At 60.1% G+C, this 14640-nt stretch carries 6 protein-coding genes and 1 pseudogene; all 7 read right to left on the bottom strand.

The annotated features are described in order from the left end of the window. Positions 1-143: 143 nt before the first annotated feature. Complete coding sequence (locus FYJ44_RS07185; protein ID WP_154510685.1) at positions 144-3458, bottom strand: VWA domain-containing protein; 3315 nt, start codon at positions 3456-3458, stop codon at positions 144-146. A gap of 568 nt (positions 3459-4026) precedes the next feature. Further along, complete coding sequence (locus FYJ44_RS07180; protein ID WP_154510683.1) at positions 4027-6567, bottom strand: tetratricopeptide repeat protein; 2541 nt, start codon at positions 6565-6567, stop codon at positions 4027-4029. Positions 6568-6821: 254 nt separating this feature from the next. Next, positions 6822-8471 (bottom strand): Ppx/GppA phosphatase family protein, encoded by a 1650-nt coding sequence (locus FYJ44_RS07175; RefSeq protein WP_154510681.1) that lies wholly within the window; start codon positions 8469-8471, stop codon positions 6822-6824. Next, a complete protein-coding gene (locus FYJ44_RS07170) occupies positions 8456-9220 on the bottom strand; it encodes an HD domain-containing protein (RefSeq protein WP_154510678.1) in 765 nt (254 codons plus the stop codon). The genes FYJ44_RS07175 and FYJ44_RS07170 overlap by 16 nt, the downstream gene beginning before the upstream one ends. Positions 9221-9237: 17 nt before the next feature. Beyond that, entirely contained in the window at positions 9238-11409 is a 2172-nt protein-coding gene (gene ppk1, locus FYJ44_RS07165) for a polyphosphate kinase 1 (protein WP_154510676.1), read from the bottom strand. 145 nt (positions 11410-11554) lie between these two features. Then, positions 11555-12673, bottom strand: coding sequence for a pentapeptide repeat-containing protein (locus FYJ44_RS07160; protein ID WP_288957191.1), 1119 nt, complete (start codon positions 12671-12673; stop codon positions 11555-11557). A gap of 763 nt (positions 12674-13436) precedes the next feature. After that, positions 13437-14203 (bottom strand): annotated as a pseudogene (locus tag FYJ44_RS07155) (IS5 family transposase). Positions 14204-14640: the final 437 nt, after the last annotated feature.

Here is a 14640-nt window from a genome sequence, read left to right as displayed (position 1 = left end):
AGTCAAGACAAGTCCGCAAAATAATATGACGCCGGGATCCTGAAGCGTTTTCGACAGTAAAAAACTTCAGGATCCCGGCGTCATGAAAAGGCGGGCTGTCCGCCCGCCTGTCTCAGAAACGAGCATTGCAAGTGTTAAATGCTCTAGCTGTTGCCCTCCGCCAGCTGGTTCATGGTGACCTGCAGCGCGGAGTCCGCGCTCACTTCCACGGTGACGCTGCCGTTGGTGTACGCGTCATAGCCGTCATGGCCGCCGCCCACGTTCGTCCAGCCGTCGCCGAAGCTGACGCTGTCGTCACCCACGGTGACGCCGATGCCCTCCAGGGCCTTCATGCTGGTCAGGTCATTGATATCGCCGCTGACGATCATTTCCACATTGCTGACATTGCCGTCCAGGCTGCCGTCGCTCCGGAAGAGCTGATCCATATCCTCGTTACTGCCCACCAGCAGCACGTCCACGCCCGAGCCGCCGTCAATGACGTCATGGGGATGATACATAAGGATGTCGTTACCCAAGCCGCCATAAAGATAATCCACGTCCGTATCGTTGCCGCCGTCCAGGAAGTCGTTGCCCGAGCCTCCGAAGAGCACGTCGCTGCCGTCCCCGCCATAGAGCTTGTCGTCGCCGCCCATGCCGAAGAGCACGTCGTCGCCCGAACCGCCGAAGAGATAGTCGTCGCCGTCGGTGTTGTGCTCAATCTCCGCGCCTTCGATCCTGTCCACAAAGTTGTGGATTTCATCAGCCTTGCCGCTCTGCACCAGATCGTGTACTCCGGCGGTCAGATCCGAACCCTGGGCATGGCCGCCCAGCAGCGTATGGAGTTGGTCCACCGCGCCGCCCGCCGTCTTGACGTCGTCGCCGTCGCCCAACAGCACGTCGTCGCCGCCCATGCCCGCCAGAATGTCGTCGCCCGCGCCGCCCAGCAGCAGGTCGGGCTGGTCGCGCTCCGAATCTTCGGGCAGGGAACTGACGAAATCAGGATGTTCGCTGATGAACCGGTAGACGCTTTCCTTATCGCTTCCATCGCCGCCGGCGGCGGCCACGGCGGCCTGCAGGGCTTCCCATCCGTCCAGGGTTACGCCGCCCTTGACCAAGGTCACATGGTCGCCAAAGGCGATATCATTGCCCGCTCCGGCGTAGATAACATCCTTGCCGGCAAAGATGCCGGGAATAACCTCGCCGGGATTGAGCAGGGCGTTGAGGTCGTCCACATTATTCAGAATCTGGGAACCGCCGGTATTGTCGAACTTGTCCAGTGTCTCCTTGTCCAGACCGGGACCGGCGAAACCACCGGCATTAACGCCGACGCCCAGTTCCGCCAAATGGTCAAACGGATTATCGCGTCCTTCAATATATTCCACATATTGCCGCTTTCCCTCCGCCATGATGGCCATCTGAACATCAAACTTCTTGCTTCCGGCATATTCCGGATGCGTCTCTATGAAAGCGTTAATTTGGGCGTCCGTGGCCCATGGGCTCCAGTAGGAACCTTGATCGCCATTCAGCAATTCGCCATGCACCAGGCCGGGGTAGCCGAGTTCCTCGGCATGCTCATAGACATAATCCTGTCCCACGGACTTGCCGTTGATCATCAATAAATTCGGGTTGCCGTCGGAGATGAAGTACACGGAATTGTGAACTTCGCCCCGGCTCTCCGGCAAGGACTGAAAGGCCGCCAGAACCTTTTCGAAAGCCGCCTCGTAGTTGGTCTCCCCGAAAGGTGTGGCGGCCAGCGTGGCCAGATAAGCCTTCAGATCATCCACATTGTCCTGCGTCAGAGTTATCCAGCCGGAGTCCTTGGCCTCATTGCTGAAACCCACCAACTGGATGTTGACGGTAAGACCGTCCTTGCCGCTCTGCTCGGCAATGGAATCCACCAAATTCTTCAGAGCCTCCACCGAAGCCTGCATGCGCGTCTGACCGTTGCCCAGGGATTCCTTCATGGAACCCGAGGTATCCAGCACCAGGGAAATATTGTAGGTGGCCTCTGTCTGTTCGGCTGGCGTCAAACCCTGATCGCCGATGATGATATCCGAACCGCTACCGCCAATGATGGTATTGCCGCCCTCGTTGCCCACCTGCACGCCCACGCTTTCCAGATGCACGGATTCCGTTTTACTGTCGCCGTCGGCATCCGTAACCGTGACCGTCACATCATGGGCCTGGCCGCGAGTGCCGAATTCCGTCGTGTCGGCGGCGGCGCTCTGATGGTAGGAGACGGCGCCGTCCGTCACGCTCACCGTATCGCTGTGTTCCAGGTCCACCTCAACGCCGTCCACCTTGACGGAGACATTCGCGCCGTCACGGTCGTCCATGCCGTAGTCGAAGTCAAAGGAAGCCGAGAAGTCGGCGCTGCCGTCCTCATGCGTGTCGGCTCCGGTGCCCTTTTCATTCAATGCAAGCGCGGGCTCGCCGTCCACAATGGTGATGTCCAGACGCCCCCCGGCCGTGTTGACGCCGTCGGAGACAGACAGATCAAAGGAGTCCGAAAGTTCTTTGTCCTCCTTGGTGCCCAGTTCCGGTTTATCGTGTTCCGCGCCCCCTTTGGCGATGTCGTACTCATACTGAATCGTGAGCTTGCCGTTTTCATCTCTGCTCACAGTGAGGTCCAACGTGCCCTTACCCGGGGAAACAATGGTTTCCGTCCGGCTAAAAACGCCGGCGGCGGGCACCTCGAAAGAAGTGTTGCCCACGGTGATCGTCCCCGCGCCCGCCAGTTCCACGTCAATGACGCCATGGGTCGTATGGGGTTTGTCAACCGCTTCGTCCACCGTTTTACTGTCGCTGCCGATGCTGATATCCGGCTCTGGTTCAGGTTCCGGCTCCGGCTCCGGTTCAGGTTCAGGCTCCGGTTCTGGCTCAGGCTCTGGTTCAGGCTCAGGAGACGGTTCCGGAGACGGCTCAGGTTCAGGCTCCGGAGAGGGCACAGGTTCAGGAGACGGTTCCTGATCCGGTCCCGACGCGGGCGGGACCGGTGGCGGCGTCACGCCGCCAACTTCGACGGCCGGAGCGCTTTCACCGCCGACTGTGCCCAGGGCGTTCATGTTTTCTGTGGCCGGATTGTCCAGACCCATGCCCCAGTCCAGCTCGTTCAGATGATTGATACCGTCGAGCAGATCGCTGTTGCCGAATTCATTATACCGGGCGGCGCGGGCGGCCGCACCCGCCGCGGGACCGGCGGCGGGCATCAGGTCGGGACCGAAGGCGTTGAAAAAATCCGCGCCCGCCACCAGAGTGCCGTCCACTTCAAAGTCCGGCATGCTCGCCTGTGAATACTGGGTGTAAAAATTGGCAAGCTCAATGCTGGAGCCGTCGTCAAAACTGAAGACCAGATTGTCGCCGGAGCGCTCCATGGTGGCCTGATCCGTGGGAAACCGCAGAACCAGGCGAGAGTCGGGCGCGCTGTCCAGTACTGTATGCTGTCCCGTTTGCGGACGGGCAAGGGTAATATCCGCCATGTTTCTCCTCCTCACATCAAAATAGTGAACGCGGGCAGCCCTCCCGCGAAAAGCTGAATACATGCCCGCGCGCGCCGCCACACGCACGCGGAGACTGCCGGTTGGGGCACAAAATCAAAAAGGGAGACAGGCGAGAAAGAAAAACAGCCGACCCATAACAAAAAAGCGCAACCAGAGTGCCGTGCCCGTGGGCGCCGCGCTGTTGATCACGCCACCATGCCCGGCGGCTGACAATTCTTTTCGGGACGGAAAACGTCCAAGGAGACATGCATGACGAGCCCTGAGGCGACTCGCGCGGCGGGAATAAAGACTGTAGACGGCCTCTGTTACCCGCGCGATCTCTATCTACGGGATACAGAATTAAAAGTCAATAATAATGCTTACCGCTTACACAAGATAACAAAGATACGATTTATAGCCATAGTATATTTTTAATTTTCAATTTATAATAAAAATATATTCTTTATCGTATTTATCCTTCAAAAAATTATCTTTAACAAAGAATATTTTTGTATACAGTAATTTTACAAAATTAAACTCTTTATATCGCGGTAAGCCGCGCATCGCCTCAGGCCAGCAGGGCGCGCGCGTCGGCCACGCGGGCCTCCTCTTCACGGTTCAGCGCGCGCAGGGCGCGGGCCAGAGTCTGCCAGGCCTCGGGCCGGTCGTGCAGCCCCACGCTTTTACGGGCCAGCAGCTCGGCCATGGCCGGGTCTTCATTGCCGTCCAGGTAGATTTTGGCCAGCAGCAGCATGGCCGCCGCGTCATTGGGATTGCGCAGCAGAGCCTCGTGCAGCAGTTCCCGCGCCTCACCGCCCCGCCGCTGGCGCGCGGCCACACGGGCCAGATGCCGTCGGGCCAGGCTGGGCGCGCCCGGCCTGGCGTCTTCAATGGCCGCGGCCCGTTCATAGAAACGCCGCGCCTCGCCGCGGCGGCCCCCCTGCTCGCAGAGCTGTCCCAGGCGGATATGGGCAAAAAGATGGTCCGGCGCGATTTTGACGCACTGGCGGTAATAGCGGGCCGCGGCCCGCCGCTCGCCCAGATTCTGGCAGACCGTGCCCAGATTATAGCAGATCTGCGCGGCCCGCGTCTCGTCCGGGCTCTGCTTGAGGGCCTCCAGAAAATGACGGCGCGCCTCGTGCTGACGGCCCAGGGCCGCCATGCACACGCCCAGAGAATTCCAGGCCATGACGTTGGCTTCATCCGCCAGCAAGGCCAGTTTATACTCCTCCACCGCGCCGAAAACGTCGCCCAGGCTGTAGCGCCGGTCCGCGCTGATGTTCAGCGCCAAGGAATTGCAGACCCCCGCCTTGGGTTCGGGCAGAAGCAGGGCGTATTCCAGAGCCTTGAGAGCGCAGTCCTGCATTTCCGCCTTGCGGAACTGCAGGAAAGGATAACCCGCCAGCCCGGCGGCGGCCTCCAGGCCGTACTTTTTCAATCCGGCGCAGAGCTGGGCATACACGGGCAGCAGGTCCTCGGCGGCACGGCCGGGATGGAAAAAAATCAGGCTGTTGCTGCCGTAGCGTCCGCCGAAAGCCTCAACCTCTCCGGCCTCCGGCGGCGCGGATTGGGCCCGGACAGGAGCGAGCAGCGCCCGCCAGAGCTCCAGAGCCTTGCGCATGCCGTGTTCCGGTTCGCGCGCGGCGTTCCCGCCAGCCTCGTTCCTTTGAACCAGACGCACAATGGCCAGCGTAAAACGCGCGCATTGTTCCCGCTCACGGTTGAAGAGGTTTAAAAAGTCGCCGTGCCCGTACAGGCCGCCATGCTCCCCACGGTTGCCGCGTTCTTCCGTTGCGGCGGAGGACGGCATCCGTGCCGGGGATTCTTTCGGCGCGGCAGGCTCCGCCGCCGTTTGCGGCGCGCCGCCCGGTCGCTCCAAAGCATCCGGTTCGCCCGGAGCGGAAGCGTCCGCCGCGTTTTCCAACGCGCTTTCCATGTCCGGAGGGCTCAGAACGGGCAGGCCGTCCAGCAGCGCCAGGCTGTCGCCCGGCTCCGGGATCTGGGCCGCGTCCTCCAGGTGCAGGATTTCGGCCACGGCATCCGGTTCACGCACCTGCAGGAGCACGATTTCGCCCCTGGCCGCGCCGTCCGCTCCCCTGACCGCGAAACGCAGGCCCTCGCGGGCCTTGGTCTGGCGGCCCAGGCTGACGCGCAGGCGACCCAGCGGCAGATTTTCCAGCACCACGCCGCCATCCTGAAGAATACGGGCAAAGGGCATGATCCGGCTTTCGCCGCCCACGCCCGCCCCGGTCTGCCCCTGTGCCGCCACATCAGCGGCCAGACGGGCCCGGGCCATGAGCAGACGGGCCTGCTCGAACATGGGCAGCACCAGTTCCGGCCCCTGCATGTCCTGGGGATAGAGCGCGTGTCCGGCACAGAGCAGAGGGCGTATCGGCTGCCGGGTCAGAGGGCCGGGCAGGCTCACGGTTTCCATGCGGCCCAGAGCCGCGCGGGCCAGCTTGTGGCAGGCCCCGCGCCCGCTGGCGGACAGCAGCAGGGCCAGCTCATGGCGTCCCACGCGGGCGGCCAGCACGTCCGAAGGCAGAGCGGCGCGGCAGGCCTCGGCCACGCGGCGCAAAAATGTCTCGCCAAAGGCAAAGCCGACCTGGCGGGCCAGATCCTCGCCGTTGCGCAAGCGCAGCACCACAAGCCCCATGCACAAACGGTGCAGCGGCGCGGGCCTGCCGTCGGGCCGGGCCGGATCGTCCAGATGGGCGCGTACCCGCGCGGCCTCATCTTCCATGCGCGCGAACAAGGCGTCTTCCGTGGCCAGGCCGGTGCCCGCGTCCGTGCGCGCGGCCCTGACGCGGGCCAGATTTTCCAGGCAGAGCGCGGCCACGGCCGGCAGCGCGGGCAACAGCGGCCGGACTTCACGCGCGCGCACGCCGTGGAGCATGAGCACGCCCAGCGGCTTCTCCCGCCAGACCAGCGGCAGCAGAAGACGCCGCTCGCGCGGCAAAAGCTGCGGCGCTTCCGGCGCATTGTGCGTGGGAAAATACAGGGCATGCCCGCTGAACGAAAAAAAGGCGGTCAGGCCGCTGCACAGCAGGCTTTCCATATCCATCAGATCGCCGCGCGCGAGATCCAGATTTTGCTGAATTTGCTTCATCTTTACAGTGTAGATGCGGGGAGGCCGATTGTCTAGAAAATATCTTGAAATCGCTTCCTCCCGCCCAGCGACACCGCATGCTTCCCCAGTGGAGAAGATTCAACAATATTCCGCCCCAGGGGCTGTTTCCCAATTGAGGGGTTTTGTCTTTGCAGCGCGGAAAGCAAGCTTTTTGCGAAAGGAGTGCGCTCTCAACGGTACTCGACTGAAGTCAAAGCGCGCCTTGCTTTGGCGGATGGCCGCATTCGCAGCCGTCAGAGCAGTTTTGAAGCAATCTTGCTCTGATCCAAACAAAAATCCACTTTCTCCCCCAAAACCTTGCGCAGCAATTTCCGGCTGCGCTCCATTTCGCGCAGCTCCATGGGACAGGCGGCCGCCGTCTCGACGTGAAGTTCCAGCCGCTTGCCCTTGCGCCGGAATTCCACCGCGCGGACCAATTGGCAATGGGTCTTGTCCAGGCGTTCGGCCAGGGTCAGAAAAAGGGAAAGCACGCGCACAGCCTCCTGCCAGGCGGAAGCCAGGCGCGCGAAGATTTCATACTTGGGCGAGGCCTGCTTGCGGTGAAAAAACACCGTGGCCGCCAGCGCGTCGATTTCCTCGTCCGTAAATCCCAGCAGTTCCTTGTTCCGGATCAGGTAATGGCCGTGGGCATGGTGGTTCTCAAAGGCAATGAAAATGCCCACGTCATGCAGCAGGCCCGCGTAGCGCAGGAGCTCACGCCGGCGGCTGTCACCCTTGTGCAGGCCCAGGCGGGAGGCGCTGTCAAAGAGCATCAGGGCCAGGTCGGCCACATGGCGGGAGTGGCGCTCCTCAAAGCGGCAGAGGCGGCCCAGTTGCAGCACGCTCTGCTCCCGCGTGGGAATGCCCTCGGGAAAAACGTCCGGCCTGGACCGCATCAGATAGTCCAGCAGAATGCCGTTCTGCAGGCTGCGGTTGCTGACGCTGATGGTCTCCACGCCCAATTCTTCCATGAGGGTCTGGACAATGGCCGCTCCGGCCACAATGACGTCGGCCCGTCTGGGATTGATACCCGGCAGGGCCCGGCGCTCCTCCAGCGTACAGGCCCGGATCCTGTCCGCCAGGGGCAACAGCCTGTCGTAAGCCAGAAAGCGCGCTTCCGGCGCTTTTTTGCCCAGGCCCGCCGCATTGCCGTCAGCGGCCGCGGCCATGGCGGCCAGGTTCTGGATGGTGCCGGAACTGCCCACGGCTTCGGCCAGATCATAGCCCTCAATGCGCTTCACCGCGTGCAGCAATTGATTGCGGATGGCGTCCTGCAACTGGCGGTAGCGCGACGCGGAGACCGGGCCGTCGTCTTCGCTGAAAAACTGATTGCTCAGGCGCACGCAGCCCACTTTTACCGAATCCAGATTGGAAAAATTATGGGAATTGCCCACAATCAGCTCGGTACTGCCGCCGCCGATGTCGATGAACAGCCGGGATTCCTCGCTATATTCCAGACCGCTGGCCACGCCCAGATAGATCAGGCGCGCCTCTTCCCGCCCGGAAATCACGGTGAAAGCCAGGTCCGTATGCTCCCGCACCCGCTTCAGGAAGGCCGCGGCGTTCTCCGCGTCGCGCACGGCGGCCGTGGCGCAGGCCACGATATCCGTGGCGCCGTAGGCCGAGCACATGCCCGCCATGCCCTGAAGCACGTGAATGGTGCGCTGCATGGCCTCTTCGTGCAGATGGCCGCGCAGAAAAACGCCCTCGCCCAGACGGACCATGTGCTTGACCTGATTGAGCACCGTGCAGGAGGCATTGACCGGCCCCACGCGCACCAGCATCAGACGTACGGAATTGCTGCCCAGATCAAAGATGCCCACGACCTTGCCGGGCCGCCCGGCATTCCCGGCCTCCTGAACGCCGGCAGCCCCGTCCGCCGGGGACTTCACTGGGGCAGACATGAGCAGCACAGCTTTTTGCCGAACTCGGCCTCAAAAAGATCGCCCTTAACTCCGGTCCGGCGCATTTCCTCCAGGCAGGGAGCCTTGGACCGCAGGCACAGCTCAACCTTTTTTTTGCCGATGCGGGCGCTGAGACTCTCCACCAGGCCCTGGCGGCTGTAGTCCAGCGCGTCGGCCAGACGCAGCAGCGCGGCCAGGCGCAGCACGCATTTTCGATCCTCTTTGCTCAGCGCGGCAAAGCGCCGGTGCCGACGCGAAGGCCAGGCGCGCCGGTGGTAGCGGGCCAGCAGGGCCACCAGGGGGCGCTCCGCTTCGTCCGGCACCAGGGCCGGGTCTGTTTCAATAAGCCGCATACTGGTTTTGTGGTGTTTTTTCCGGCCCTCCACCCAGCCGATGTCGTGCAGGCGGGCGGCGGCACAAAGGCGCGCCTCCCACACTCCGTCCAAACGGTGCAGGGGAGCCAGTTCACGGAACAACGCCGCGGCGAGGCGTTCGACCTGACGCCCGTGCGCCAGTGCCCCGGTATAGACCGGATCGTCGGGCAGACTGGGCTCATAGGCTATTTCCACCGGCACGGGCGGTGGCGTCCCGGCAGCATCCCCGTCTTTTTCCGCTTCGGTCGTTGGCGTCGCGACGGACGTTTCGGGCGCGGCGGCTCCTTTGGCGCGGGAGGGCTGCTTTTTGGGGGCCGCCGGAGCGGATTTGGCCGCCGGGGCCGTAGTTTTGTCTGCGTCGTTGTCTTTTTTCATGCTGCGCGGCCTTTGGTTTAACATTGCAACGGGGAGCCGCTGTACAGTTCTATCAGGGCTGCCTGTGAATTGACGGGCTTATCTTTTTTCCCCGGCTTGAGGCGGACGTATTCGCCGTTTTCAAGCAGTTTGTAGCATTGCATATTGTCTTTCAGATGCAGTTTCAGGATGGTGTGACGAATGTAATCGCGCAGATCATCGTCCGGCACAGGCGTCAGCACTTCCACGCGGCGGTTCAGGTTGCGCGGCATCATGTCGGCGCTGCCCATATACAGCTCTTCCGCGCCGTTGTTGAAAAACCAGTAGATGCGCGGATGCTCGAGAAAGCGGCCCACCACGGACGTAACCTCGATATTATCGCTCACCCCCGGCAGGCCCGGCCTGAGGCAGCAGATGCCGCGCACCTGCAGCTCAATCCGCACTCCGGCCTGTGAGGCGCGGTAGAGCGCGCGGATCATGCTCTCATCCACCAGATGATTGCATTTGATGATGATCCGGCCGTTGGCGTGCTCCCGCTGATGGGCGATTTCGCGCTTGATGCGCGAGAGCAGGCCCTGGCGCATATTCACCGGCGAGACCAGCAGGCGCTGATAATGCTCATGCACGGCATAGCCGGTCATATAGTTGAAAAGATCCGTTATGTCCGCGCAGATCTGCGGATTGGCCGTGAGTAGGCCCATATCGGTGTAAATCCGGGCCGTGGAGGGATTGTAATTGCCCGTGCCGATGTGCGCGTAGGAGGCCAGCCCGTGCCCCTCCCGGCGCACCACCAGGCAGAGCTTGGCGTGAATTTTCATACCCTTGAGGCCGTAAACCACATTGACGCCCGCGTCTTCCAGTTCCTCGGCCCAAGTGATGTTGCGTTCCTCGTCAAAGCGCGCCTTCAGTTCCACCACGGCCGTGACCTGCTTGCCGCGCCGCCGGGCCTCCATGAGCGCGTCAACGATGGGCGAATTGCCGCCCACCCGGTAGAGAGTCTGCTTGATGGCCATCACGTCCGGGTCTTCGCTGGCCTTGCGGATGAATTCCAGCACGGCGCAGAAACTGTCGTAGGGATGGTAAAGCAGCTTGTCCTTGACGCGGATGGCCGGAAACATGCTTTCCTCCCCGCAGATGTCGGGCTGGCGAGGGTGTTGCGGCGGCAGCTTGAGGCCGGGCCTGTCCACGTCATAAAAGGGCAACATCTGGGAAAAGGCCAGCGGCCCCCGGATCTTGTAAATCTGGAAAGGCCGCACCTCCAGATGACGCGCCAGAAAGTCCACCAGCATGCGGTTGACGCCGCTGGCAAACTCCAGCCGCACCACGTCGCCGAAACGGCGCTGGTCCACCAGATCCTTGATGGCCTCCAGCAGGTCGTCGGCCTCTTCCTCGGCCAGTTCCAGATCCGTATTGCGGGTTATCCGGAACAGACCGCACGCCAGAATCTTGTTGCCGTAAAACAGGGTTTCCAGATACTGGCGGATCAGATCTTCCAGCAGGATCACGTCCGTGTCGCGCAAATTGCTGGACAGGCCGAGGCAGACGTAATCCTTGGCCGCCTTGGTGCGCGGCACGAAAACGAAGCGCGATACATTGCTGGGGCAGCGCAGCCGGGCGAAGCGAATGGTATTGTCCGGGCACTGGAGCTGGACGATGAAGTTGATGCTCAGGTTTGAAATGGTGGGAAAGGGGTGGGCCGGGTCAATGGCCTGGGGCGTGAGCACCGGGTAGACTTCGCTGTGAAAGAAGTCGTCCAGGAATTTGTGCTGCTTTTCCGTCAACTGGTTGTAGCGCCGGAAGCGCACGCCCTTTTGGGCCAGTTGGCGCGAAAGATTTTTCCAGTGTTTGTAGGCCGTACTCTGCAGGGCCAGAACCTGTTTGCGGATTTCCGCCAGCTGGCGTGCCGGTCGGATCTGGTCCGGCGTGCCGCAGGGAAGGCCGTTTTTGTGCTGCTGCACGATGCCGGCCACCCGGACCATGAAGAATTCATCCAGATTGTTGTGGAAGATGGCCAGAAATTTCAACTGTTCCAACAGGGGAAAGCGCTGGTCCAGAGCCTGTTCAAGAACTCTGGCATTGAATTTCAGCCAGCTCAGCTCGCGGTTCAGGTACAGGTCGGGGCAGTTCAGGTCTTCAACAGCCGCGACACAACAATCCGCCTGATCCTGGTCAGCCTCAACGGACCCGGTTGCAACGGCGTCCTCCGGCATAAACTCTCCTCAGTGAGCGTTGAATGAATGCGGCCGGGCACGCCCCCAGTGCGCTCCCTCCATGCTCCGCAGTTCCATCATACAGCACAGGAAGCAACAGGCAAGAAGGAATTTGTGACAGTTATATGACAATTTCCGTGACGCATCAATGTCCGCCCGTCTTGCGCCAGACAATGCCCCAATCCTCGGGCGCGGGCACATGCACCTCTTCCCAGGAGAAGGGGACGGGACGCCGCATCAGGCCAAAATACAGTGATGCCTCGGACTCTTCAATCCCGCTCCAGGGTTCCCCCAGCGGAAATTGCAGGTTATAGGCCGCGACATTTTCAAGACGGCTCTCATCGACGATGACCGGCGGCTCAATCACCACATTTTCCCACTGTCCGCTCAGCAGGCGCAAATAGCGCCAACTGCCGCCCTTGAAAATCACGTTGCGCAGGTCCAGACGGCGGGTGACCTCGCCGGTTTTGCTGCCCAGCATGGGCGCGGCTAGGGTGATGTTCCGGGCCTCAAGGTTGCCGCCGCCCATGGACAGATGCGCCGGAGCCGGATCCCGGTGCAGGATATACAGCTTGCCCCTGCCCAGAGCGCGCACGGCATTGCAGCTTCCCCGGCTGTCGGCGGGATAGTGATTGTAAGCCAGGTAGCCCGTGTCCGTACAAAGCACTTCCGTGCCGGACAGGCTGGAATCACGCACCACGATCTCGGCGGCCCCCAGATGCGAATCGGCAATGGTGCAGTCCTGCATGAAGATGGCGTCACAGTAGCCTGAGAAGCCGCTGAAGATACTGTTGCGCGCCAGCAGGAAGCTTTTATTTTTCTCCCCCATCTGCACTTTGATTTTGCCGCCGCTGATCAGGGAATCCTCCACGCTGACCCGCAGTTCCAAGCCGGACAATAAAAGTTCACAACCCTCCTCGGGCACAAGATCGGTTATTTTTTTAAAAGACACGCTGCCGCCCGAACCCCGAAGTTCAGCCAGACGAACCTTGTACAGCCGGCTTTGCTCAAAAAGCACATTATTCACGGACGAGCCTTCAAAATTGGTCAGCCGCAACGTGCCGTCAGCGGCTTTTCCCGATTCAAGAATGCAGTTCCTGAATACCACGTCTTCAAAAAAAGAACGGCGCAGGTCCACCCGCGAAAAGCGGCAATTGTCAAAAACGATATTATGGAAATAAGCTCCGTCGGCAATCACATCTTCAAGCACCATATTACGTATAGTCGTATTTTCGAGATGCAGACTGGACAGACGAACACCCACAAAAGAACGGCCGCTGAATTGCTGTACCGTGGAGGACGAATTTACCGCCGCCCCGGCGGGTTTGCTAAAAAAAATAAATAATACCGCGATGATCAAGCCGATGCGACACCCCATGCGCACCATAAGCAGCCCTCCATCCTTCGGATTTCACTCGTCCGGAGCTATGATTCTCACTCTCTCTACTATAGAGATTTATCCGATCACCGGACAGCTGTCTACAGCGTCAGCCGCCAATTTCCCCTGATATACACGATTATGAGCAAAAAAAATAAAAAAATGCTTGAGAGATACATACACAAACGATATTTCATCACGAAATAACAAGTTTTAATAATTTCATAGTGTTGCTCATCCTAGCCAATTGATCGGAATCAGGGCTATTCCATCTATACGAGAGGCCTGAGCTGCAAAAACAATTCGGGAAGGCAGAAACGTCCTTGCCCAAAGAAGTGCGCGTTACGAAGCGGGAAGTCGCAGATTACTCAAAGCGCAAAACGAGAAGCGAGGGACAGTTCAGCACAGGGGTGTTTTCAAAAAGAGCGGAAGATCAAGGCGGGATAAGGGCTATCGGGATGCATATGATATTGGCCCAGGCGTTAAGCGCCGCGGCCCTGCGGAGGCTTCAAGCGTTTGCGGGCGGGAAGCTGGCCTGAAGGCAGTATGAGTGCATCGTGGAGGAGTTACGCAAAGGCTGTCGTCATCCGAAGACCTAGACCAACGGCTGACGCGCATTCAATATTCCCTAGATGGTGTCTACACGAGTTCAAGTTAAAACCTTTAACCATATCGCTATACAGCGGATCTGTACGGCAGCCTTAAACGAAGTGAGTATCTTTGCGTACCGGGTGGCAATGCCGCGCCAGCGTTTGAGGTGGAGAAAAGCATTTTCCACCAAGTGCCGTACACGATAGAGCGTCTTGTCGTATTAACGCTGTGTCTTGTGATTCTTTTGGGGCGGAATGACAATTTCGCAACCAATCTCAATGGCTTTATCTATAATCTCATTACTGTCATATCCACGATCCGCTAACAAGAATTGAGCGGCAATGCCGTCAATCAAGGCTATGGCTTGTGTGCAATCCGCTGTGGTACCCGCTGTAACAGCAACTCTGACCGGCATACCATGCGCATCCACGGCCAGGTGTATTTTGCTGTTGAGCCCCCTTTTGTGCGGCCCATACCTTGGTTGCCCCCCTTGGCTCCCGCCGCGTGGGGGTGGACTTTGCAATGGCTGGCATCAATCATCAACCATTCAAAATCCGGATCATCAATCAACACTTCAAGGAGTTTTTCCCATATTCGCTTGTCTCGCCAACGAATAAAGCGTTGGTGAACGGTTCCCCATTTACCATATTCCGGCGGCAAATCTCGCCACGGCGCGCCAGCACGCAATATCCAGAATACGGCATTGATAAAGAGGCGATTATCCTTTGCGATGCCTCCCCATTGTCCACTTTGCCCAGGCAGATGCGGCTCCAATAAGGCCCATGCTGCATCTGAGATGTCATGGCGGCGTTGAGGATTCGTCATAAGCACATCCTTGTAGAATTGATGCGCTTCTCATAACATAAATCTCGTGTAGACGCTATCTAAAAGAGAACCCCCCTGGACGGAGATGATCCAGGGGGCTTTCGAAGAATCTTTGGCGGCGGCCCGTTTTGCTTCGGCCGTCAGCGTATAAGGACGCTCCGGATGAGGACAGCGGCTTTCCCGCATGCCGTTCCTTCAGCTCTTGGCGGCACAGCCGTTTGCAGATGGGCCGCACGCCGCAGTCGCAGGCAGTGACCGGAGCGGAATGAGGGCTATCGGGAGGATGCGGACAGGCTTGTTCTGGGCGTAATGCGGCGCGGGAAGCGGCGTCTGAAGGCAGTATGGGGGGGCATCGTGGAGAATCCACGCAACGGCTGTCGGCATCCGGAGGTCTGACGCGGGCCGGCATTTCATACAAAAGGAAAGGCCCTTCGCGC

Origin of the sequence: Desulfovibrio porci (genome assembly GCF_009696265.1) — a bacterium.
Classification (GTDB): domain Bacteria; phylum Desulfobacterota; class Desulfovibrionia; order Desulfovibrionales; family Desulfovibrionaceae; genus Desulfovibrio; species Desulfovibrio porci.
Note: the sequence above shows the minus strand (reverse complement) of the source record. Positions and strands in the feature narration are given on the sequence as shown.

Excerpts from the sequence above, each read along its gene's own strand:
- FYJ44_RS07185 (WP_154510685.1), bottom strand. The coding sequence starts at position 3,458 with ATGGCGGATATTACCCTTGCCCGTCCGCAAACGGGACAGCATACAGTA.
- ppk1 (WP_154510676.1), bottom strand. The coding sequence starts at position 11,409 with ATGCCGGAGGACGCCGTTGCAACCGGGTCCGTTGAGGCTGACCAGGAT.
- FYJ44_RS07170 (WP_154510678.1), bottom strand. The coding sequence starts at position 9,220 with ATGAAAAAAGACAACGACGCAGACAAAACTACGGCCCCGGCGGCCAAA.
- FYJ44_RS07180 (WP_154510683.1), bottom strand. The coding sequence starts at position 6,567 with ATGAAGCAAATTCAGCAAAATCTGGATCTCGCGCGCGGCGATCTGATG.
- FYJ44_RS07175 (WP_154510681.1), bottom strand. The coding sequence starts at position 8,471 with ATGTCTGCCCCAGTGAAGTCCCCGGCGGACGGGGCTGCCGGCGTTCAG.